Here is a 19,566-nt window from a genome sequence, read left to right as displayed (position 1 = left end):
GCCGCGAGAGTCCTGACGTGGTCCTCCCTGCCGCGGTCTCGACGGGCCCGCCTGGGTGCGGCGCGGGGGCTCGTCGTCCTGCCGGGTCTCGTGCCTGGCGCCCGATCGCGTCTCCTGGCGGGGCTCCGGCCGGGCGCCGTTGCGCCGGTCGCGCCGTGGGTCGTCGGCGGCGGCCCGCCCTTGCGCGCCCGGCCGCCTGCCCCGCTCGCCGTCGTCGCGCTCGGCATGGTCACCACGATCGCCACGGTCGCCACGATCGGCACGGTCGGCACGCGACTGGGGCGCCCGTCCTCTCGGCCGGTCGCCGTCGTCACGGGACCGCCCGCGTGCGCCGTCCTCTGGGGAACGGCCCCGCCCGCGCCCGCCGTCGACGTCGCGGGAAGGCTCTCGCCCGCGCGGCCCGTCATCACGGGATCGGCCCCGCCCGCGCGGCCCGTCGTCGTCGCGGGAGCGCCGCTCGCGTGCCTCCCCGTCCTCTCCTGGACGGCCTCGCCCCCGGGGGGCGTCGTCGTCGGGGTCCTGGGGCGGGCGTCCGCGGCCGTCGTCACGCCCGAACGACTCGCGTCCGAACGGCAGGTCGAGAGGGTCGTCGCGGTCACGGGGACGGCGCGGCGGGTTCTCCGGCGAACCCGGGCGGCCGTTCGCCTCGCCGCGGCCCCCCTCGGAGCGACCGGCACCGCCCCCCTGCCGCCCTCCGCGCCCGGGGCCACCCGGCGTACGGCGGGCGGCGCCTGGCCCTCCCTGAGAGCCGGCGCCGCCCGCGCCGCGGCCGGGTCCCTGCCCCCTGCCGCCTGATTCCCTCACCGTCCCGTGTCCACCTGGCTGGCCCGCTCGCCGGCGCTGCTCCAGCTGTTGACCTCGTCCCAGTCGCGGCGCTGGCCCTGCTTCTCGGCCAGATCGGCGATGACCCCGGGCTGCGTCTTGCGCTGGTAGTCCTGGTCGATCTTCTCGTTCTCCCGCTCGGCCACCGCGATCTGCTCGCGCAGCTCCCCGGCAGTGATGGCGTCCTGGGCGAGCATGGTGTTGAGCAGCAGCAGGCTCACCAGGCCGCCGCACAGCAGCCCGACGACGAGCAGCACGAACGGCGCCCGCTGCCGGCGCGCGGGACGCCGCCGCGGCGCGGGCCGGGCCGAGGGCTGGGCCGGGGCCTGGGCCGCGGCCTCCTCGGCTCGCGGACGCGCGCCGGCCGGCCGCCGACCGGGCTGCTCGGGCCGCGGACGTTCGACGACCGGCGCGCTCGTCCGCGCCTGCCCGGCGGCCGCCGTCTTCGCGCGTTCGGCGACCGGCGTCTTGGCACGCTCGGCGAGCGGCGTCTTGGCGCCGCCGGCGGCCGGTGCCCGCCGGCCCGCCTCGGCCTCGGCGCGGGCCCGCTCGGCGGCCGAGATCTTGCCCTCGTCCGCGGGGCGCGTGCCAGTTCGGGGACGCGGCTTGGGCTGGTGCGACGTCGCCGACCGGCGCGTGCCCGTCTTGGGCACCGCGCGGCGGACGGGCGCACTCCTGCCGGTCTCCTGCTCAGTCGTCAACACGGATCCTCTCTGCCGCCCGTAGCCGGGCCGAGGCCGCCCGCGGGTTGCGGGCCAGCTCTTCTTCACCAGGGAGCTCGGCTCCCCTCGTCAGCAGGCGGAACCTCGGCTGATGCGCCGGGAGCGGGACGGGCAGCCCGGGGGGGCTGGTGTCCTTGGTTCGCGCCGTGAGGGCCTGCTTGGTGAGCCGGTCCTCGAGTGAGTGGTAGGAGAGCACGACTACTCTCCCGCCGAGCGCCAGCGCGTCGAGTGCCGCGGGCAGCGCCGCCTCCAGGGCGGACAGCTCCGCGTTCACCTCGATGCGCAGTGCTTGGAAAGTCCTTTTGGCGGGGTTTCCCCCGGTGCGCCGGGTCGCGGCGGGGATCGCCTCGCGAACGATGTCCGCAAGCCGCTTAGTCGAGGTTATTGCCTCTTTGGCCCGTTCCTTGATGATCAGGCCCGCGACACGCGGAGCGAATCTCTCCTCGCCGTAGTCGCGCAGGATGCGGGTCAGCTCGGCCGCGGAGTAGGTGTTGACCACCTGCTCGGCGGTCAGCTCCTGCGAGGTGTCCATGCGCATGTCGAGCGGCGCGTCATAGGAATAGGCGAACCCGCGCTCGGCCTCGTCGAGCTGCGGCGAGGAGACGCCGAGGTCGAACAGCGCCCCGTCGATCGCGGTACGCCCCGCGCGGGCGAGCACCCCGGCCAGGTCGGCCGAGGAGGCGTGGACCAGCGTGGTGCGCTCCGCGTACGGGCTGAGCCTGCGCGCGGAGAAGTCGATCGCGAAAGGGTCGCGGTCGATCCCGATCAGGTGCAGGGCGGGGTGGGCGGCGAGCAGGGCCTCCGAGTGGCCGCCGAGGCCGAGGTTGGCGTCCACGACGACCGGCGCGGGCCCGGCCAGCGCCGGGCCGAGCAGCTCCAGAACGCGCTCGAGCATCACCGGAACGTGACCGCCCGTGCCGACGTTGTCGTCCATCTCCAACCCCCCTCTCGCGTCTTTGCTCGCGGATGACGCGTTCACCGATCGATCGCCCTTCATTCCTGGGTCCCCACCCGGCGCCGCCCGGCCAGGTCCCCATCCGCACCCTCTTCGTGGACGCCCGCCATCTGACACCGGGGAAGGTGCATCAGTTGGCGGACAGTGGTTGCGGGTGGAGACCTCGCCGAACGACATCACCGACGGATCGACCGTGGTCACTACAAGATCCCTGGCAGCACCTCCTCGGAAAGATCGGCGAACGCCTGCTCCTGTGCGTCGAGATAGGTGTCCCAGGCCCGCGCGTCCCAGATCTCCAGCCGGGTGTTGGCCCCGATGACGACGCAGTCACGTTCCAGCCCCGCGTATTGGCGCAGGCCCTGTGGGATCGTGATGCGTCCCTGCTTGTCCGGCGTCTCGTCGGACGCGCTGGCGAAGAAGACGCGGCTGTAGTCACGCACCGCCTTGGCGGTGACCGGGGCGGTGCTGAGAGCCTCGGTAATGCGCTGGAACTCCTCCACGGGAAACACGTAGAGGCATCGCTCCTGGCCTTTGGTGATCACAAGACCCTCCGCCAGCTCCTCACGGTACTTAGCCGGCAGGAACAGCCGTCCCTTGTCGTCCAGACGCGGTTGATGGGTGCCGAGGAACATCGGCCCCACCTCCCGTGCCTCGTGAAGCGCTCAGCGCTGGTGCACCGGGCCCTCCACTGCGCACCACCATACTCCACTTCTCCCCACCGTCAACTGATTCGAACCGTCTTCATCATTGGTTTCCGTTGCGTTACCGCAGGTCAGAGCGATGGGGCCGGGTGGAGGGGGTGGGCGGGGCGGTCAACCCTCATGGGCGTGTCGAGGGTTTGAAAGGCCGTGGAAATAGGGGCTGCGGAGATCGCGGAGGCTCCGGGTGGAGGAAAGTGGAGCGTCCGGTGGGGCCAGCCGTGTCACGGGATTCGCACTGCTATGCCACAAGAACAGGAAGATCGCCGGTGTTACCTGGAATATCGCCAAATGTCGCTCTAGAACCCGCAGCGTCGTAGGGTCGTACAGACAATGGAAAAGGAATGGCATGGCTCCCGCAAAGGCACCGTACCCGGGACAGCCGTCGCACTTCTCATGGAGGCCTGGTGGCAGTAACCCATGACGTCCCTCCCCAGCTCGACGAGCTGGTCTCCACGGCCCACCGGATCCGGCAGGCCATCGAGTCGGTGATCGAGGGCAAGAGCGACGCCGTTCGCCTCACGCTGACCGTCCTGCTCGCGGAGGGCCACCTCCTGATCGAGGACGTCCCAGGAGTGGGCAAGACGATGCTGGCCAAGGCGTTGGCCCGGTCCATCGACTGCCCGGTCCGGCGTGTGCAGTTCACCCCCGACCTGCTGCCCAGCGACATCACCGGAGTGAGCGCGTACAACCAGCAGACCCGGGAGTTCGAGTTCAAGCCCGGGCCGGTCTTCGCCAACATCGTGGTCGGCGACGAGATCAACCGAGCCTCCCCCAAGACCCAGTCCGCCCTCCTGGAGTGCATGGAGGAGCACCAGGTGACGGTGGACGGGCACACCTATCCGCTCGACGCCCCGTTCATGGTGATCGCCACCCAGAACCCCATCGAGATGGAGGGCACCTATCCCCTGCCCGAGGCGCAGCGCGACCGCTTCACCGCCCGCGTGGCGATGGGCTACCCGGAGCCCACCGCCGAGCTGGAGATGCTCGACGTGCACGGCGGCACCTCACCGCTGGACAAACTGGAGCCGGTGGCCACGACGGCCGAGGTACGCGCCCTCATCGAGGCCGTACGCGGCGTCTATGTCTCCCAGCCGGTCAAGAAGTACGCCATCGACCTGGTGGTGGCCACCCGTCACTCCCCCGACCTGCGGCTGGGCGCCTCCCCCCGGTCCACGCTGCAGCTCGTACGGGCCGCCAGGGCGCACGCCGCGCTGGCCGGCCGCGACTACGTCATCCCCGACGACCTGCAGGACCTGGCCATCCCCGTGCTGGCGCACCGGCTGCTGCCCAGCGTCGAGGCCCAGGGCCAGCGCCGCCTGCCCGAACAGGTGGTGACCGATCTGGTCAGGCGCGTGCCGGTGCCGGAGACGCGAGCGTCGTGAGAGCCGGACTGCGGGCGCTGACCTCGAGGGGCAGGTCGTTCCTGGCCTCCGGGATCGCGGCCCTGCTGATGGCCGTCTTCCTCGGGGAGAACGACCTGTTCAGGATCGGGGTCCTGGTGACGGCGCTGCCGCTGCTGGCCGCGATGGTGGTGGCGCGCACCCGCTACCGGCTGAGCTGCGCCAGGCGGCTCGACCCGCCCAGGGCCGAGGTGGGCGGTGAGGCCACCGTGACCCTGCGGCTGGAGAACGTCACCCGGCTCCCGACCGGCCTGCTGCTCATCGAGGACACGGTGCCGTACGCGCTGGGCGTGCGGCCCCGGTTCGTCCTCGACCGGGTCGAGTCGCGCGGCGTACGGGAGATCGACTACCGGGTGCGCTCCGACCTGCGCGGGCGCTACACGATCGGGCCGCTGTCCATCCGCATCGCCGACCCGTTCGGGCTGGTCGAGCTGACCCGCTCGTTCACGATCAGCGACACGCTCGTGGTGACGCCGCAGGTGGCGGCGCTGCCCCACGTACGGCTGTCGGGCGAGTGGACGGGCGGCGGCGACAGCAGGACGCGGAGCGTGGCGGCGGCCGGCGACGACGACGTGGCGCCGCGCGAGTACCGGCAGGGCGACGACCTGCGCCGGGTGCACTGGCGCTCGACCGCCCGCCACGGCGAGCTGATGGTGCGCCGCGAGGAGCAGCAGTGGCAGAGCCGCGGCGCGCTCCTGCTGGACACCCGCAGGCACGCCCACCGGGGTGAGGGGCCGCGCTCGTCGTTCGAGGTGGCCGTCTCGGCGGCGGCCTCGATCGGCGTGCACCTTGCCCACGAGGGCCTGGGCCTGCGGCTGGTGACCGACCAGGGCGCCGAGCACCTGACCGACCAGGGGCTGAGCCACTCCCTGCTCGACACCCTCGCCGTGGTACGGCACAGCCCCGCCCGCTCCCTGGAGATGGGCGTGTCGGCGCTGCGCCAGGGCGGCGGCGACGGGCTGATCGTGGCCGTGCTCGGCGCGATGGACCCGGAGGAGGCCAGGGAACTGGCCCGGCTGCGGCACAGCGGCATCACCGGCGTGGCCGTGCTGCTCGACGTGAGCACCTGGGAGGGCGGCGACCGGGCCGCCGAGGAGGCCCATGAGGCCGTGGCGACCGTCCTGGCCGGGTACGGCTGGCGCATCGTACGCCTGCCCGCGGGCACCTCGATCGCCTCCGTCTGGCAGGAGGCCGCCAACCGCGGCAGGTACGCGGTCAACCCCGCGGGAGGAGCGGCATGAGACTGACGATCGCCTCGGGAGTGGCCACGTTCGCCGCGGCCATCCTGCTCTACCCGCTCTTCCAGGGCGGGACCTGGCTCTGGACCTCGCTCGGCGCCGTGCTGGCCGTGATGGCCGTCGGGCTGCTGAGCACCCGGCTGTCCCTGCCCGCCTGGGCGGCGCCGCTGCTGGGCCTGCTCGCCACGTGGATCTATCTGACCGCGGCGTTCGCCTCCGACGAGGCGTGGGCGCTGCTGGTGCCCACGAAGGAGTCGGTGGCCGAGCTGGCCAGGCTGCTCGGCGTCGGCTGGGCCGACATCCAGCGCTTCGGGGCGCCCGTACCGGAGCTGGAGGGCATCACGCTGCTGACCGCGGGGGGCGTGGCGCTCATCGCGATCGCCGTGGACCTGCTCGCCGCGCGGGTGCGCCGGGCGGCGCTGGCCGGGCTGCCGCTGCTGGCGCTGGCCACGGTGCCGGCCACGATCCTGGCCGACCCGATCAGTTGGCCGGCGTTCATCGTCGCCGCGCTCGGCTTCGTCGGCCTGCTGATCTCCGACGGGCGCGAGCGGATGGGCCACTGGGGACGGGCCGTGCTGGTACGGCGTACCCGCGCGGCCGGCCCGTCCCCCGCCGCCACGGCGGACACCGGCGGCCTGCGGCTGTCGGGCAAGCGCATCGGGTTCGCCGCGATCGCGCTGGCCGTGCTGCTCCCGGCGGCGCTGCCCGCGATGGAGCCGGTCTCGTTCTTCACCTTCGGGGTGGGCGGCCGGGGCTCGGGTCCTGGCAACTCGATCAGCATCCCCAACCCGATCGCCAACCTGAAGGGCCAGCTCGAACTGCCCGAGCGGCGGGTCGTCCTGTCCTACACCAACAACGATGACAAGCCCCGCTATCTGCGGATCTACGCGCTGGACACCTTCGACGGGCAGCAGTTCGGCATGACGCAGCCCAAGGGGGCGCCGGAGAACCGGACGGAGAACGGCCCGCTGCCCGAGCCCCCCGGCCTCAGCCCGCAGCCGAAGGTCGACAACGTGGTGACCAACGTGCAGATCAGCGACGAGATCGAGCGTCTGCAGTTCCTGCCGCTGCCGTACCCGCCCCGGCAGATCCGGGTGGACGGCGACTGGCGGGCCGACGTCGACACGCTGATGGTCTTCTCCACCCGCGACGAGGCCGCGGGCATCGAGTACGAGGTGGCCACCACGGAACCGGTGCCGACCGCGGACCTGCTCGACTCGTTCGACGGCGTGCCGCCGGAGGTCGACGAGCGGTTCCTCGCCCTGCCGGACAACCTGCCCGACGACGTCGCCGCGCTGGCCCACAAGGTCGTCGGGAACGCCTCGACGGACTACGAGGCGGCGCTGAAGCTGCAGCAGTTCTTCACCACGGACGGCGGTTTCACCTACAACCTGCGCACGCAGGGGCACAGCAACTCGGCGCTGCGCAACTTCCTGCTGTTCGACCGGACGGGCTACTGCGAGCAGTTCGCCGCGTCGATGGCGGTGCTGGCCAGGCTCGTGGGCATCCCGTCCCGAGTGGCGATCGGCTACACCGGCGGCACGAAGGCCGTCGACCGGTGGGAGGTGGGCACGAACGACTCCCACTCCTGGCCGGAGCTGTACTTCGAGGGCGTGGGCTGGCTGCCGTTCGAGCCGACCCCGGCGGGCGCGGGCGGGCAGGGCAGCGCGGTGGTGCCCTCGTACGCGCGTCCCAGGCCGGCCCCGTCGTCGCAGGCCACGACGCCGACGCCGGGCGCCACCACCTCCTCCGCCGACGAGCCGCAGGACCCGCAGGCCCGCCGCAACCCGCGCGAACTGGACCGCGAGGGCACGGTCGCGCCCGGCACGCTGCCGCCGGACGACTCCATGCCGCTGGCCGGCCAGATCGGCATCGGGGCCGCGGCACTGCTGCTCGTGCTGCTGATCCCCGCGGGCGTACGACTGATCACGCGCAACCGCCGGGTACGCAGCCTGGGATGGAAGGTCTCCCAGCCCTCCGACGAGATGACGGCCCGCATGGTGTCGTCGGGCAAGGGCTCAGGCAAGGGGTACGCCACCGTGGCGGCGGCGTGGGCCGAACTGGACGACGTCCTGTGCGACTACGGCATGGCGCGTCAGACCAGCGAGACCCCGCGGGCACTGGCCCGGCGGCTGACCCAGCAGTACGAGTTCGACGCCGACTCGGCGGCGGCCATCGCGTCGATCGCCTCGGCGGTGGAGCGGGTGCTGTTCGCCAGGGACCCCGGCCGGATCGAGCCGATGCGCAAGGACCTGCGCAAGGTGCGTCAGGCCCTGGCGGCCACGGTGTCGCGGGGCAGGCGGCTGCGTGCCGTCCTGCTGCCGCCGTCGACGCTGCGGCGGCTGCGGCTCGTGGGCGAGCGCCTGCTCGACGGGTTCGACCTGCTGGAGAACATCAGGCTGCGGCGGACGTCCACCCAGAGGGGCGCCTGAGCCCCACGAACCCGGGCGGCCGTCCCCTGCCGGGGGCGGCCGCCCGTGGCGTCGGACGGCCGCTCGCGGCAGCCACCCGAGAAGCACCCGAACAAGCGACACGAACGAGCGGAACGCCCGAATGGGCGGCACGGGCGAAACGGAGGGCTGGCCGGGAACGGGCACCGGCCCTGACCGGGTGGACCCGACGAACGACCGATCGAGCAAGCGAACGACCGCCCCCTGCCGGAGACGGCCGCTCACCGTCGATCTGCTGGATCAGCGCTCGTCGTGACGACGACGCCAGCGCTCTTCCATGCGTTCCATGAAACTGCCCCGGTTGCCCCGGCGAGCCGGCTTGCCCGGAGGAGGGGCCGCGCCTGAGGCGGGGGCGGAGTCACCGAACCCGTTCATCTTCTTCCAACTGGACAGACCCCACAGACACGCGGCGAGCATGACCACGAAACCGCCGACGCCGAGCGGGATCAGACTCATCACCACGCCGACCATCATGATGACGACACCGAGAGCAAAGCCGATGGTGGCCTTGACCAGGCGACGCTTGTAATGGCTGCGTGGGTCACTGATCCTTACGGTGTTGGCCCACTTCGGGTCCTCGGCGTAGAGGGCCTGCTCGATCTGGTCGAGCAAGCGCTGCTCGTGCTCAGAGAGCGGCACGGCGCCTCCCAAGGACGGCCCCAGGACGGGGAAGACGGCAACGGACGACACGGGGTGTCCGAACCTCGCGGTCGGTTATCCCCAGAATACGAGGCTGTAGACGTAGGCGAAAGCAAACGTCCAACGCAGACCAAACCGGAGGTGACGTCATGGCTCTATTGTGACCCATCTCGCCCCCCTTCCCCCAAAATCCTGACACGGATGCGCCTACCAAGTCCGGACATCGAACGCTATGTCTCTATTTCATCAAGCTTGCCACGTACAAGCGACGCTGGGAGCACCGCATCGGGTCCGAATCTTCGGATCGCCTTGTCCATCGCCTGCTCCGCCTCGCGCCACCCGGTCTCCTTCTCGCCCAGACCGAGCTGACGAGTGGCCTCACCGGCCGGTCGCAGGTTTTCCATCCGGACCCCCACCAGGCGCAACCGCACCCGCTGGAGCCCGGCCGCCTCGAACAGCTCGCAGGCGGTGGCGTAGATGACCTGTGCCACATCGGTCGGCTCGCGCAGCGTCCGCGAGCGGTTGATCGTGGTGAAGTCGGCCCGGCGTAGTTTCACACTTACAGTTCTTCCCACGTGACCGGCCTTACGCATGCGGGCCGCCACCCGCTCCGACAGCCGCAGCAACTCGCGCCTGATCACCTCGGGATCATCGACGTCGGCCGCGAACGTCTCCTCGTTGCCGATGCTCTTGTCGGGCACGTGCGCGCTCACCGGCCGCTCGTCACGCCCCCACGCCAGCGCCGCCAGGTGGCCGCCCACGGCCTGCCCCAGCTCGCGCTGGAGCGTGGTGGGCGGCACCCTGGCCAGGTCTCCGACCGTACGGATGCCCAGGCGCACCAACGCCTGCTCGGTACGCTCGCCGACCCCCCACAGGGCCGACACCGGCAGCGGGTGGAGGAAGGCGACCACCTCGCCGGCCGGCACCACCAGCAGCCCGTCGGGCTTGCACTGCTTGGAAGCGAGCTTTGCGACGAATTTGCTGCTCGCCACGCCCACGGAACAGGTGATGCCGTAGCGGTCGACGACCTGCTCCCTGATCATGGCGGCCACCGCGGCGGGCGGGCCGAGCCGCCGCCTGGCGCCACCGACGTCGAGGAACGCCTCGTCGGAGGCGATCGGCTCCACCAGCGGGGTGATCGAGTGGAAGATCTCCATGACGCCCCTGGAGACCTCGGAGTATTTGCCGTGGCTGGGCGGGATGATCGTGGCCTGCGGGCAGAGCCTGCGCGCCCTGCTCATCGGCATCGCCGAGTGCACGCCGTGGGCCCTGGCCTCGTAGGTGGCGCTGAGCACGACGCCGCGCCCGGCGGGCGAGCCCACGATCACCGGGCGCCCCCGCAACTCGGGACGGTCGAGCAGCTCGACGCTGGCGAAGAACGCGTCCATGTCGACGTGGAGGATCGGGCAGCCGCTGTCATCGACCCCGGTCCGCGGAGCGGGGCCGATGCCGGTGATCTGCTTGCGAGACACGCCGTCGATTCTATCCGAACAGGCGTTCTACACCGAGGGGGGTGACCATCGTTTCCTCCTTCCGGCGCACCTCAGGCGCGGTGGCCGAGCACGTGCAACTGCGTCGCGATGTCACGCAGCACGGGATGGGCAGCGGCGGCCTGTTCAAGCGCCGCGAGCGCCTCCGCGGCGCCCGGCTCGCCGTCCACGAGCCTGCTCGGCACCAGGTCGGCGAAGACGCGTACGCCGTGGACGGCGCCGACCTGGAAGCCGGTCGCGCTCAGCAGCTCGGAGAGCGTGTCGGCGGCGAAGCGCCGGGGCGTGGGGTCGCGGTCGCCCCAGCTCCCGCTCGGGTCGCCGAGCACGGCCCTGGCCTCCTCGAACTGCCCGGCCAGCGCCCGGTGGATGGCGCTGGCGACGGGGTTGGCGGCCAGCACGCTGACGGCGCCGCCCCTGCGCAGCAGGCCCGCGACCGCGGTCAGCGCGCTGATCGGGTCTTCGACGTATTCCAGCACGCTGTGGCACAGGACGAGGTCGGCCGCGTCACGGTGGAGCAGCTCGCCGAGATCGGCCGCGTCGCCCTGCAGGCCGCGCACGCGCACGCCCTTCTCCTTGGCCCGCCGCTCGAGCGCGGCCAGCGAGTCGGGGCTGGGGTCGACGACGGTGACGGCATGGCCGAGCAGGGCCAGCGGCACGGCGAACCCGCCGGTACCGCCCCCGGCGTCGACGATGTCGAGCGACTCCCGCCCGGTGGCCGCCGTGCGCTCGGCCAGCATGGAGCGCAACGCGTCCCAGACGACGGCGGTCCGCACCGCCGGGGTCCTCGTGGTGACGCCTTCAGCACGCAACGTCGACTCGCCTCCCTCTCCCCCGCGACCGGCCGCCGAGGGCGTGTGCCTCGCGAAGCCGCACTTCGCGAACGGCTTTCTTCGTGGACGCGCCCCAGCCTACGCCGAACGCGCGAGCCTCGCTCCCACCCTCTCCAGCCCGCCCGCCGCGGAACGCGCCCGCCCGCTCCGGCCCGCCCGGACCAACCCGCTTCAGCCCCGATCCAGCCCGCCCGATCCGAAGGCGCCCGCCCTGGACCGGCCCACCGATCCAGGCCATGCCCGTCCGGCGCGCCCGGCCCGCTCAGCCGTCGAAACCGGCCGCCAGCCGCTTGGGCGCCCGCAGCCGCCAGGCGTCGGCCAGCAGCTCGCCCATCTCCTCGGCGTCCACCGCCCCGAACCGCACGAGCACGATGGCGTGGCCGTCGTAGTGGGGGACGGTGCAGAACTTGCCCGGCTCGGCCGCGATGAGCCCGTCCTTCTCCTCGGTGGAGATGACGGGGAGCACCAGCAGGTCGCCCTCGTCCCTGATCCGGGCGAACCACTTGCCCCGCACGTAGAAGGCGGGGGTGCCGTACATGGTCTTCTCGGCGGTCTCGGGGAGCGCCAGGGCCAGCGCGCGCACGTCGTCTTCCGTCACCATGGGGCACACCCTAGCCAGGCGCTCCGACAGTCCGGAGAAACAGCCCGGCGGGCGCGGAAAAGGGCGCGTCGCGGCTGGTGACGCGCCCCTGCTCCGTACGGTCGGCGGGTGCGCGGCCACCCGGCCGGGCTCGCCCGGGGCGGCGGTGGGAAGAGCGACCGCGCGACGGCGCACGCCCTCGCCTTCGCGAGCCGTGCTGGCCGACGTGGTTGGAACGTACCCCGAACACGCGGTCTCGGCCCGCCGAATGGGGGTGTCTAAAGGGTGAGGCTTGGCTTGAGTTGCTTGAAGCGGGCCAGCAGACCGTTGACGAACTGCGGCGATTCGTCGGTGGACAACTCCCCCGCCAGGTGCACCCACTCGCTGATCACCACGCCCTCGGGCACGTCGGGCATCCACAGCAGCTCGTACGTGCCACCGCGCAGCAGGTTGCGGTCGACCGCGGGCATGCGGTCGAGGGTCCAGCCCTCGGCGTAGGTGGTGATCAGCTCGTCGATGCGGGCGTGGTGCCTGGCCACGCCCTCGACGAGGGTGGAGGTGTACTCGTTGACCGGCGGCTCCTGACGCTCCACGCGCTCGGCGAGGATCTTCAGCGGATCCTCGCCTCGCAGCTCGGCCTCGAAGAGGATGTCAAGCGCTCTTTTACGTGCTTTGCCGCGTGCCGACACCTCAGGCCCGGCCGAGGTATTCGCCGCTACGGGTGTCGACCTTGACCTTCTCACCGGTGGTGATGAACAGCGGCACCTTGATCTCGGCGCCGGTCTCCAGCGTGGCGGGCTTGGTGCCGCCGGTGGAGCGGTCGCCCTGGAGGCCGGGCTCGGTGTTGGAGATGGTCAGCTCGACGGCGGCGGGCAGGTCGACGTAGAGCGCGGAGCCCTCGTTGAACGCGACCGTGGCCAGCGTGTTCTCCAGCATGTAGTTGGCCGCCGTGCCGACGGTGTTGCTGGGCACGTTGACCATGTCGTAGGTCTCGGTGTCCATGAAGACGAACTCGTCGCCGTCCTTGTACGAGTACTGCATCTCGCGCTTGTCGACGTTGGCCACGTCGACCTTGACCCCGGCGTTGAAGGTCTTGTCGACGACCTTGCCGGAGAGCACGTTCTTGAGCTTGGTGCGCACGAACGCGCCGCCCTTACCCGGCTTGACGTGCTGGAACTCGACAACGCTCCAGAGCTCACCGCCCTCGAACTTCAGCACCATGCCGTTCTTGAGGTCGTTGGTCGTCGCCACTCGTTCTTCTCCCGCGTGCGGCCGCTCTAAAGGACGAGCAGCTCCTTGGTCGTCTTGGTGAAAAGCTCCGGCCCGCCCCCACGTGTCACGAGGGTGTCCTCGATGCGGACCCCGCCCCGACCCGGGAGGTAGACCCCGGGCTCGACGGTGATCGGAACTCGATCCTCTAGTCTACCGGTCCGAGCGGGGCCGAGGAACGGCTCTTCGTGGATCGCCAGGCCGACCCCGTGGCCCAGGCCGTGCCGGAAGTGGGCGCCGTGGCCCGCGTCCTCGACGACCCGGCGGGCGGCCGCGTCCACCTCCCTGGCCTCGGCTCCGGGGGTGAGCGCGTGCCGTCCCGCGCGTTGCGCCCGCGCCACCAGGTCGTACACCTCGCGCTGCCAGCCCGCGGGCTCGCCGAGGCTGACCGTACGCGTCATGTCGGCGTGGTAACCCTGGTAGCGGGCGCCGAAGTCCATCGTGACGAGGTCTCCCGCGCGCAGCTCGCGGGAGGTGGGGGCGTGGTGCGGGATGGCGCCGTTCTCCCCCGCGGCCACGATCGTGTCGAAGCCGGGCTTGTCGGCGCCCAGCTCGGTCATGCGGCGGTCGAGCAGGCGGGCCAGCTCGCGTTCCGTCATCCCGGGGGCGATCGCGCCGCAGACGTCGGCGAACGCCTGGTCGGTGATCGCGCAGGCGGTACGGATGAGGTCCAGCTCGCCGTCGTCCTTGACCACGCGCAGCAGCTCCACCACCGGGTCCAGCGGCACGAGGCCCTCCCCCAGCCGGTGGAACTCGGCCACGCTCAGGTTCGCCGCCTCGATCCCGACGCCCGGCGCCGCCAACCGGCCCGCGACGTCGGCCACCTCCACCGCGGGCACCTCCAGCCCGCGTGCCGCCTCGATGTAGCGGTTGTCCGTGGCCAGCATCGCCGTCCCGTCGGCCCTGACCAGGACTGCGGCGTTCGAGCTGGCCAGCCCGGTGAGGTAGCGGACGTTGACGGGAGAGGTCACGAGCAGGGCGTGGACCTCGCGGGCGGGCAGCAGCTCGGCGAGCCGCGCGCGGCGTGCGCGGTAGTCGAAGGTCATTTGGCTAATTTACGCGCTATGCCCCTCATATCACTATTGCCCGCCTTGTCCCATCGGGTGCCGACAACCGGTCAGTCGTCGTCCTCGTCGTCTCCGTCGCCCCGCCGGTCGACGGACCGGTCGACGCGCCGGTCGTTGTCCGGGAGACGCCAGTCCCTGAGGAACTCGGACGCGGGGCCGGACGCGTTCATCTCGCCCTTCTCCTGTGCCCGCGCCAGGTCGCGATAGACGCCGGCGATGTCGCCGAGGGTGGAGTCGACCTTGCCCTCCGCGACCTTCCTGGCCACCTTGCGCAGCTTGTCGCGGGCCTTGCCCGCGACGTCGGGGCTGATGCCGCCCATGGCCTGCTGCGCCGTCAGCGCGTCGTCGAACGCCTTCAGCCACTCGCCGTAGCCGCCCGGCGGGATCGCCTCGCCCAGGGTCGCCTTGGGCGCGACCGTGCCGATCAGGGCGGTCGGATCGCCGCTGGGCTCGACGCTGGTCAGGACGTCCGGGGTCGGTTCGGCGGTGGGGATCGGGGGCAGGGTGGCGGGGAGCGGGACCGCGCTGGTGGGGATCGGGGTCGGGACGGGCGGCTGCTCGTCCCGCGTACCGGTCAGGAGCACCATGCCCACCGTGACGACCGCGATGACGACCCCGGCGGCGGCGATCTGGATGACGGTCTTGCGGTTGGGGGCGGAGGAAGGAGGCGGCCCCAGGTCACCCGCCTGAAAGACCGCGGTGTCCCCGGCGCGAGCCGCCCCGTCCGCGCCACCATGGGCGCCACCCGCGCCGACGGGGTGGATCTCGGTCGCCGCCTGCGTGTACCCCGGCCCTCCGACGCCAGGGGCTCCCGGGCGGAGGCCCAGGTCGCGCTGGAAGGCCCCCGTCTGGGGCAGAGAACCCCCCGTCCGAGGCTGAGAGATCCCGGCCCCGGCCAGAGGCGTCTGGGGCATCTGCGGCGGGGCCGCCGTGGCTGCTCCTGGCTTCGGGCGGGCGATGGCGGCCAGCGTCCGCCTGATCGACTCCCCGCTGACGGGCCGCGCCGCGGGATCCTCGGCGATCATGGCCAGCACCAGCCGGTCCAGCTCGGCCGGCACCTCCGCCCTGATCGCGCTGGGCGGGACGGCCCGCGGCCGCGGGCCCTCCCCCGGCTCGTCCGCGAAGGGGGGACGGCCGCAGAGCAGTTCGTAGCAGACGCAGCCGAGCGCGTACACGTCTCCTGGGGCCTGGGCCGGCTCCCCGGTGGTCCGCTCCGGGGCGGCGTACCGGCCGCTGCCCCGTACCGGCTCGCGGCCGTCCATCCCGAAGCCGACGACCTTGAGCACGCCGCTCGCGGCCATCCGGAAGGCGTCCGGGTCGACCTGCCCGTGCACGACCCCGGCCCGGTGCACGGCCTCGAGCCCGGCCGCCGCCTGCCCGACCAGGTCGCACACCTCGACGATCTTCAGGGTCCTGCGCGCGGCCAGCTCCTCGCCGAGGCTGAGCCCGGTCAGGTACTCCATCACCAGGAACGGCGCCCCGTCGTGCTCACCGACGTCCAGCACCATGGCCACGTTCGGATGGATCACCCGGGCCACGGCCTGGGCGTGCTGGCGGAGCACCTCGCGCGTGGTGGCCCCCGCCGCCCTGGCGCCGAGCACCTTCACGGCCACGACCCAGTCGGCCCGCGTGTCGTACCCTCGCCACACCTCGCCCATCGGCCCGCTGCCGATGCGCTCGTCCAGCCGGTACCGGTCAGCGACCAATGAAGGCGTCGCGTCGGACATATCCCCGCCAATGACTCGAACATCAGGATGTCCGACCCACCATAGGCCCCCACGGCCTCCCCCGCCCCGCGATCGCGCGACCGGCCCGGGTGGGCGATACTTCCGCGTGGCGAAGATCCGGAAGCCGCCGAAGGAACCGTCCGCGGCGCGACGGGAGGAAGCCGCGGGCGGCACTGACGAAGGAGCGACAGCTTGAACGAGCACCAGTGCGACCTTTCGGCGCTGGCGAGTGCCACCGATCCGTGGACGTGCCCGGAGTGCGGCACGATGTGGGAGCCGCTTCCGGCCACGGCCGCCGCTCCCGCACCGGCACCGGCGCCGATCTCCTTCACCCGGAACGGCGCCGTCATCGCGGCCTTCCTCTGCGCGGGAGTTGTGCTCCTGGGCGCGCTGGCCGTGAGCTACACGGCGTTCATCGTCGCCCTGGGTGTAGGAGGGCTGGCGCTGGTCGGCGTGCTGGCCGTTAACCTCATCCGCAATTGGGATGATTTTTGATCATCTCACCACGCCACCACCCGCGCCGGGCGAGGCCGTCGGGGCTCTGACGCGTCGCAAGGCGGCGATCATCCGGCTCATCGGGCGGGGAAGAGGTCCATGCTCTGCACGTACTCCATCGCCTTCGTGAACACGGGGTCGCTCATGCGGCGCTCCATCTCCCGCGGCGAGACCTCCTCGACGCGGGACTGGATCCACCACAGGTTGCCGAACGGGTCGCGTACCCGCCCGACCCTGTCGCCCCAGAACAGGTGGGTGACCTCGGTCACCGACGTCCCGCCCGCCTCGACGGCGCGGCGGTGGGCGGCGTCGGCGTCGGGGACGTACAGGCGCAGCAGGGCCGGGGTGGGCGGCCAGTGGGGGGCCGCGTCGAACAACATCACCACCGCGTCCCCGATCCGCACCTCCGCGTGCTCGATGCTCCCCTTGTCATTGGCCAGCCTGGCCAGTTCGACGGCGTCGAACGCGGCCTTGAGGTAGTCGATGAGCCCGGCGGTGTCGCGCCCGATGACCCACGGCGTGATGGCGGTGTAGCCCTCTGGAATGTCCATGTCCGGAGGCTATTCGGGAAGTAGGCCAGATCCCGTCCTACATCTCCGCCTACGCTGGATTCCATGACCGACTCCCGGCTCCTGTCACTGCTGTCGCTGCTCCAGAGCCCGCGCGAGTGGCCGGGCAGCGAACTGGCCGAGCGCCTCGGGGTCAGCCGCCGTACGGTCCGTCGCGACGTCGAACGCCTTCGCGACCTCGGCTACCCGGTCGAGGCCGGCATGGGCGCCACCGGCGGGTACCGGCTGGTCGCGGGCGCGGCCATGCCGCCGTTGCTGCTCGACGACGAGGAGGCCGTGGCCATCGCGGTCGGCCTGTCCACCGCCGCCGGCAACCCGGTCCAGGGCATCGAGGAGGCGTCCGTACGCGCCCTGGCCAAGCTGGAGCAGGTGCTGCCGTCCCGCCTGCGCCACCGGGTCAGGTCACTGCGCGACGCCACCGCCCCGCTGCCGGCGGAGGGCGGGCCCCAGGTCGATCCCGGAGCGCTCACCACACTGGCGGCGGCCGTGGCCAACCGGGAACGGGTGAGGTTCGGGTACCGGGCGAACGACGGCACGGACAGCGAGCGGCTCGTCGACCCGCACCGCCTCGTCGCGACCGGCCGGCGCTGGTACCTGCTGGGGCACGACCACGGCCGCGACGACTGGCGGATCTTCCGCATCGACCGCGTCACCGGCCCGCGCGCGACGGGCGCCAGGATCACGCCGCGCGAGCCGCCCGACGGGGACGCCGCCGCGTACGTCGCCGACCGGCTCTACACGCTCGCCCCCACGTACGAGGCCGTCGTCACCCTGCACACCGCCCCCACGGAGCCGATCAGGGCACTGGGCGAGGTCACCCCTCTCGACGGAGGGCGCTGCCGGCTGCACACGCGCGGCGACACCCTGGACTGGCTCGCCTTCCACCTGCTGGCGCTGGGCTCCGAGTTCGAGGTGCACGAGCCGCCCGAACTCGCGGCACACCTGCACACACTGGCCGCCCGCCTCACCCGCGCCGCGGGAACCCCGGCGCCGCGGGACTCACGCGCCCCCTGACCCGTGCGCTCCTCCAGGCAGCGCGAAGGGCGGGAAGCCGGCCGCTTCCCGCCCTCGTCGTCCGCGGATCAGGCCGTCGCGGGCTCCGGCGCGCGGCGCGCGGGCGCCTCGTCCAGCGGCTGCGGCGGCGCGTTGAAGACCGCCGTGTCCAGCCGGCCCTCGGAACGGGCCACCAGCACCGGTACGACCAGTTGCCCCGCGACGTTGGTGGCCGTACGGATCATGTCGAGGATCGGGTCGATCGCCAGCAGCAGACCGACGCCTTCGAGCGGCAGCCCCAGCGTGCTGAGCGTGAGCGTCAGCATGACGATGGCGCCGGTCAGGCCCGCCGTGGCGGCCGAGCCGACCACCGAGACGAACGCGATCAGCAGGTAGTCGCCCACGCCCAGCTCCACCCCGAACACCTGGGCCACGAAGATCGCGGCAAGCGCCGGGTACACGGAGGCGCAGCCGTCCATCTTGGTCGTGGCCCCGAACGGCACCGCGAACGAGGCGTAGTCGCGGTCCACGCCGTTGCGCTCGACGGTGACCCGCTGGGTCAGCGGCAGCGTGCCGACCGACGAACGGGAGACGAAGGCCAGCTCGATCGCGGGCCAGGCGTTGCGGAAGAACTGCACGGGGCTGACCTTGCCCCACACCGCCAGCAGCGTCGGGTACACGGCCAGCAGCACCACGAAGCAGCCGATGTAGACGCCGAGGCTGAGCTTGGCCAGCGGCGCCAGCAGGTCCCACCCGTACGTGGCCACGGCCTTGCCGATCAGGCCCGCCGTGCCGATGGGGGCCAGCCGGATGACCCACCACAGCGCCTTCTGCACCAGCTCCAGCGCGGAACGGGCGAGGCTCAGGATCGGCTCGGCCTTCTCACCGACGGCCAGCGCCGCGGCGCCGGCCACGACCCCCAGAAAGACGATCTGGAGGACGTTGACCTCGGTGAAGGCGGTGACGACGTTCGTGGGCAGGATGCCGGTGACGAAGTCGAGCCAGGTGCCGGTGTTCTCGGGGGCCTTGGCGGCGCCGGTGTCCAGCGTGACGCCCTGGCCGGGGTTGAGGAGCAGGCCGAGCCCGATGGCGAGCGCCACCGAGACGAACGCGGTGATCAGGAACCACAGCAGCGTCTTGGAGGCGAGCCGGGCGGCGCCGTTGACGTTGCGCAGGTTGGCCACGCTGACCAGGACGGCGGTGAAGACGAGCGGCGGAACGGCGAGTTTGAGGAGTTGTACGAAGATCTGGCCGACGCGGGTCAGGGTCTCGGTCAGCCAGACCACGTCCCAGAGCTTGGCGGCGAAGCCGAGCGCGATGCCGACGACGAGGCCCAGCAGCAGTTGCAGGGAGAAGGAGAATCTCTTCACGGGGAGGAAGCCTCCGAAAGGAGGGCATGCCGAAGGCACGCCAGGTGAGGGGTTGGACGAACGCGGCGGCGACGTCAGCGACAGAGCGAGCCCTGCAGCCGGCACAGGTCGATGTGCAGTCGCTCGACGAGCCACACGAACACGGGGGAGAACCTCACGAGCTGCCCCAACATCCACTAAATGTGGACAATTCCCGCAAAAAGCGTGATCTACCTCACAATGGCATGATCATCCATACTCTGCGATAAT

20 protein-coding genes are annotated in these 19,566 nt (G+C 71.9%); 6 read left to right on the top strand and 14 right to left on the bottom strand.

Translation table 11 applies throughout. The features are described 5' to 3' along the window. The first annotated feature begins 90 nt into the window (after positions 1–90). On the top strand, positions 91–795 hold the full coding sequence (locus ACZ6S0_RS08210) for a hypothetical protein (protein WP_465914577.1): 705 nt from the start codon (positions 91–93) through the stop codon (positions 793–795). Positions 796–800: 5 nt separating this feature from the next. On the opposite strand, the gene ACZ6S0_RS08205 is transcribed toward ACZ6S0_RS08210, so the two are convergent. The 3 genes from ACZ6S0_RS08205 to mraZ form a co-directional block, all read right to left on the bottom strand. Then, complete coding sequence (locus ACZ6S0_RS08205) at positions 801–1,523, bottom strand: hypothetical protein (protein ID WP_465914574.1); 723 nt, start codon at positions 1,521–1,523, stop codon at positions 801–803. Continuing rightward, the gene (rsmH, locus tag ACZ6S0_RS08200) at positions 1,513–2,478 is read right to left on the bottom strand and encodes a 16S rRNA (cytosine(1402)-N(4))-methyltransferase RsmH (RefSeq protein ID WP_465914572.1); all 966 of its coding nucleotides are present in this window, start codon (positions 2,476–2,478) and stop codon (positions 1,513–1,515) included. Before rsmH ends, ACZ6S0_RS08205 begins: the two co-directional genes overlap by 11 nt. A 221-nt stretch (positions 2,479–2,699) precedes the next feature. Then, positions 2,700–3,131 (bottom strand): division/cell wall cluster transcriptional repressor MraZ, encoded by a 432-nt coding sequence (gene mraZ / locus ACZ6S0_RS08195; RefSeq protein ID WP_465914570.1) that lies wholly within the window; start codon positions 3,129–3,131, stop codon positions 2,700–2,702. Between the two features lie 410 nt (positions 3,132–3,541). On the opposite strand from mraZ, the gene ACZ6S0_RS08190 reads away from it, so the two are divergent. From ACZ6S0_RS08190 to ACZ6S0_RS08180, 3 genes are read left to right on the top strand one after another with little or no spacing between them, the layout of a single operon-like run. Beyond that, positions 3,542–4,582: an AAA family ATPase gene (locus ACZ6S0_RS08190; protein ID WP_465914568.1), complete on the top strand. Its 1,041-nt coding sequence runs from the start codon at positions 3,542–3,544 to the stop codon at positions 4,580–4,582. Further along, positions 4,579–5,841: a DUF58 domain-containing protein gene (locus ACZ6S0_RS08185; RefSeq protein WP_465914566.1), complete on the top strand. Its 1,263-nt coding sequence runs from the start codon at positions 4,579–4,581 to the stop codon at positions 5,839–5,841. Before ACZ6S0_RS08190 ends, ACZ6S0_RS08185 begins: the two co-directional genes overlap by 4 nt. Further along, entirely contained in the window at positions 5,838–8,270 is a 2,433-nt protein-coding gene (locus tag ACZ6S0_RS08180; protein ID WP_465914564.1) for a transglutaminase TgpA family protein, read from the top strand. The genes ACZ6S0_RS08185 and ACZ6S0_RS08180 overlap by 4 nt, the downstream gene beginning before the upstream one ends. Positions 8,271–8,528: 258 nt before the next feature. Here the strand turns inward: ACZ6S0_RS08180 and ACZ6S0_RS08175 are convergent, their stop codons facing one another. The 8 genes from ACZ6S0_RS08175 to ACZ6S0_RS08140 form a co-directional block, all read right to left on the bottom strand. After that, positions 8,529–8,927, bottom strand: a complete 399-nt coding sequence (locus tag ACZ6S0_RS08175; RefSeq protein ID WP_465914562.1) for a DUF3040 domain-containing protein — start codon at positions 8,925–8,927, stop codon at positions 8,529–8,531. A 230-nt stretch (positions 8,928–9,157) separates the two neighbouring features. Further along, positions 9,158–10,399 carry a DNA polymerase IV gene (dinB, locus tag ACZ6S0_RS08170; RefSeq protein WP_465914560.1) on the bottom strand — a complete coding sequence of 414 codons (1,242 nt, stop codon included), beginning with the start codon at positions 10,397–10,399 and terminating at the stop codon, positions 9,158–9,160. 71 nt (positions 10,400–10,470) lie between these two features. Further along, positions 10,471–11,154, bottom strand: coding sequence for a class I SAM-dependent methyltransferase (locus ACZ6S0_RS08165; RefSeq protein WP_465915224.1), 684 nt, complete (start codon positions 11,152–11,154; stop codon positions 10,471–10,473). Between the two features lie 355 nt (positions 11,155–11,509). Then, positions 11,510–11,848 carry an MmcQ/YjbR family DNA-binding protein gene (locus ACZ6S0_RS08160; protein ID WP_465914558.1) on the bottom strand — a complete coding sequence of 113 codons (339 nt, stop codon included), beginning with the start codon at positions 11,846–11,848 and terminating at the stop codon, positions 11,510–11,512. A gap of 257 nt (positions 11,849–12,105) precedes the next feature. After that, the gene (nusB, locus tag ACZ6S0_RS08155; protein ID WP_465914556.1) at positions 12,106–12,516 is read right to left on the bottom strand and encodes a transcription antitermination factor NusB; all 411 of its coding nucleotides are present in this window, start codon (positions 12,514–12,516) and stop codon (positions 12,106–12,108) included. Between the two features lies 1 nt (position 12,517). Beyond that, positions 12,518–13,078 (bottom strand): elongation factor P, encoded by a 561-nt coding sequence (gene efp, locus ACZ6S0_RS08150; RefSeq protein WP_344889791.1) that lies wholly within the window; start codon positions 13,076–13,078, stop codon positions 12,518–12,520. Between the two features lie 26 nt (positions 13,079–13,104). Continuing rightward, positions 13,105–14,142: a M24 family metallopeptidase gene (locus ACZ6S0_RS08145; protein ID WP_465914553.1), complete on the bottom strand. Its 1,038-nt coding sequence runs from the start codon at positions 14,140–14,142 to the stop codon at positions 13,105–13,107. Positions 14,143–14,213: 71 nt separating this feature from the next. Then, on the bottom strand, positions 14,214–15,890 hold the full coding sequence (locus ACZ6S0_RS08140) for a serine/threonine-protein kinase (protein WP_465914551.1): 1,677 nt from the start codon (positions 15,888–15,890) through the stop codon (positions 14,214–14,216). A 192-nt stretch (positions 15,891–16,082) separates the two neighbouring features. Between ACZ6S0_RS08140 and ACZ6S0_RS08135 the strand changes: the two genes are divergently transcribed. After that, the gene (locus ACZ6S0_RS08135; protein ID WP_465914549.1) at positions 16,083–16,385 is read left to right on the top strand and encodes a hypothetical protein; all 303 of its coding nucleotides are present in this window, start codon (positions 16,083–16,085) and stop codon (positions 16,383–16,385) included. Between the two features lie 77 nt (positions 16,386–16,462). Here ACZ6S0_RS08135 and ACZ6S0_RS08130 read toward each other — a convergent pair whose 3' ends face one another. Further along, complete coding sequence (locus ACZ6S0_RS08130) at positions 16,463–16,936, bottom strand: VOC family protein (protein ID WP_465914547.1); 474 nt, start codon at positions 16,934–16,936, stop codon at positions 16,463–16,465. Between the two features lie 63 nt (positions 16,937–16,999). On the opposite strand from ACZ6S0_RS08130, the gene ACZ6S0_RS08125 reads away from it, so the two are divergent. Continuing rightward, positions 17,000–17,968, top strand: a complete 969-nt coding sequence (locus ACZ6S0_RS08125; RefSeq protein WP_465914545.1) for a helix-turn-helix transcriptional regulator — start codon at positions 17,000–17,002, stop codon at positions 17,966–17,968. Between the two features lie 68 nt (positions 17,969–18,036). On the opposite strand, the gene ACZ6S0_RS08120 is transcribed toward ACZ6S0_RS08125, so the two are convergent. Together ACZ6S0_RS08120 and ACZ6S0_RS08115 are read right to left on the bottom strand one after the other, a co-directional pair. After that, positions 18,037–19,317 (bottom strand): dicarboxylate/amino acid:cation symporter, encoded by a 1,281-nt coding sequence (locus tag ACZ6S0_RS08120; RefSeq protein ID WP_465914542.1) that lies wholly within the window; start codon positions 19,315–19,317, stop codon positions 18,037–18,039. A gap of 74 nt (positions 19,318–19,391) precedes the next feature. Then, positions 19,392–19,490: a putative leader peptide gene (locus tag ACZ6S0_RS08115; protein WP_425568729.1), complete on the bottom strand. Its 99-nt coding sequence runs from the start codon at positions 19,488–19,490 to the stop codon at positions 19,392–19,394. Positions 19,491–19,566: the final 76 nt, after the last annotated feature.

The sequence above is a fragment of the Nonomuraea sp. NPDC051298 genome (genome assembly GCF_055586305.1).
The sequence above is the reverse complement of the archived record's forward strand: the minus strand, read 5'-3'. Positions and strand labels throughout refer to the sequence as shown.

Excerpts from the sequence above, each read along its gene's own strand:
- rsmH (WP_465914572.1), bottom strand. The coding sequence starts at position 2,478 with ATGGACGACAACGTCGGCACGGGCGGTCACGTTCCGGTGATGCTCGAG.
- mraZ (WP_465914570.1), bottom strand. The coding sequence starts at position 3,131 with ATGTTCCTCGGCACCCATCAACCGCGTCTGGACGACAAGGGACGGCTG.
- ACZ6S0_RS08190 (WP_465914568.1), top strand. The coding sequence starts at position 3,542 with ATGGCATGGCTCCCGCAAAGGCACCGTACCCGGGACAGCCGTCGCACT.
- ACZ6S0_RS08180 (WP_465914564.1), top strand. The coding sequence starts at position 5,838 with ATGAGACTGACGATCGCCTCGGGAGTGGCCACGTTCGCCGCGGCCATC.
- ACZ6S0_RS08165 (WP_465915224.1), bottom strand. The coding sequence starts at position 11,154 with ATGCTGGCCGAGCGCACGGCGGCCACCGGGCGGGAGTCGCTCGACATC.
- ACZ6S0_RS08160 (WP_465914558.1), bottom strand. The coding sequence starts at position 11,848 with ATGGTGACGGAAGACGACGTGCGCGCGCTGGCCCTGGCGCTCCCCGAG.
- ACZ6S0_RS08145 (WP_465914553.1), bottom strand. The coding sequence starts at position 14,142 with ATGACCTTCGACTACCGCGCACGCCGCGCGCGGCTCGCCGAGCTGCTG.
- ACZ6S0_RS08140 (WP_465914551.1), bottom strand. The coding sequence starts at position 15,890 with ATGTCCGACGCGACGCCTTCATTGGTCGCTGACCGGTACCGGCTGGAC.
- ACZ6S0_RS08130 (WP_465914547.1), bottom strand. The coding sequence starts at position 16,936 with ATGGACATTCCAGAGGGCTACACCGCCATCACGCCGTGGGTCATCGGG.
- ACZ6S0_RS08125 (WP_465914545.1), top strand. The coding sequence starts at position 17,000 with ATGACCGACTCCCGGCTCCTGTCACTGCTGTCGCTGCTCCAGAGCCCG.
- ACZ6S0_RS08115 (WP_425568729.1), bottom strand. The coding sequence starts at position 19,490 with ATGTTGGGGCAGCTCGTGAGGTTCTCCCCCGTGTTCGTGTGGCTCGTC.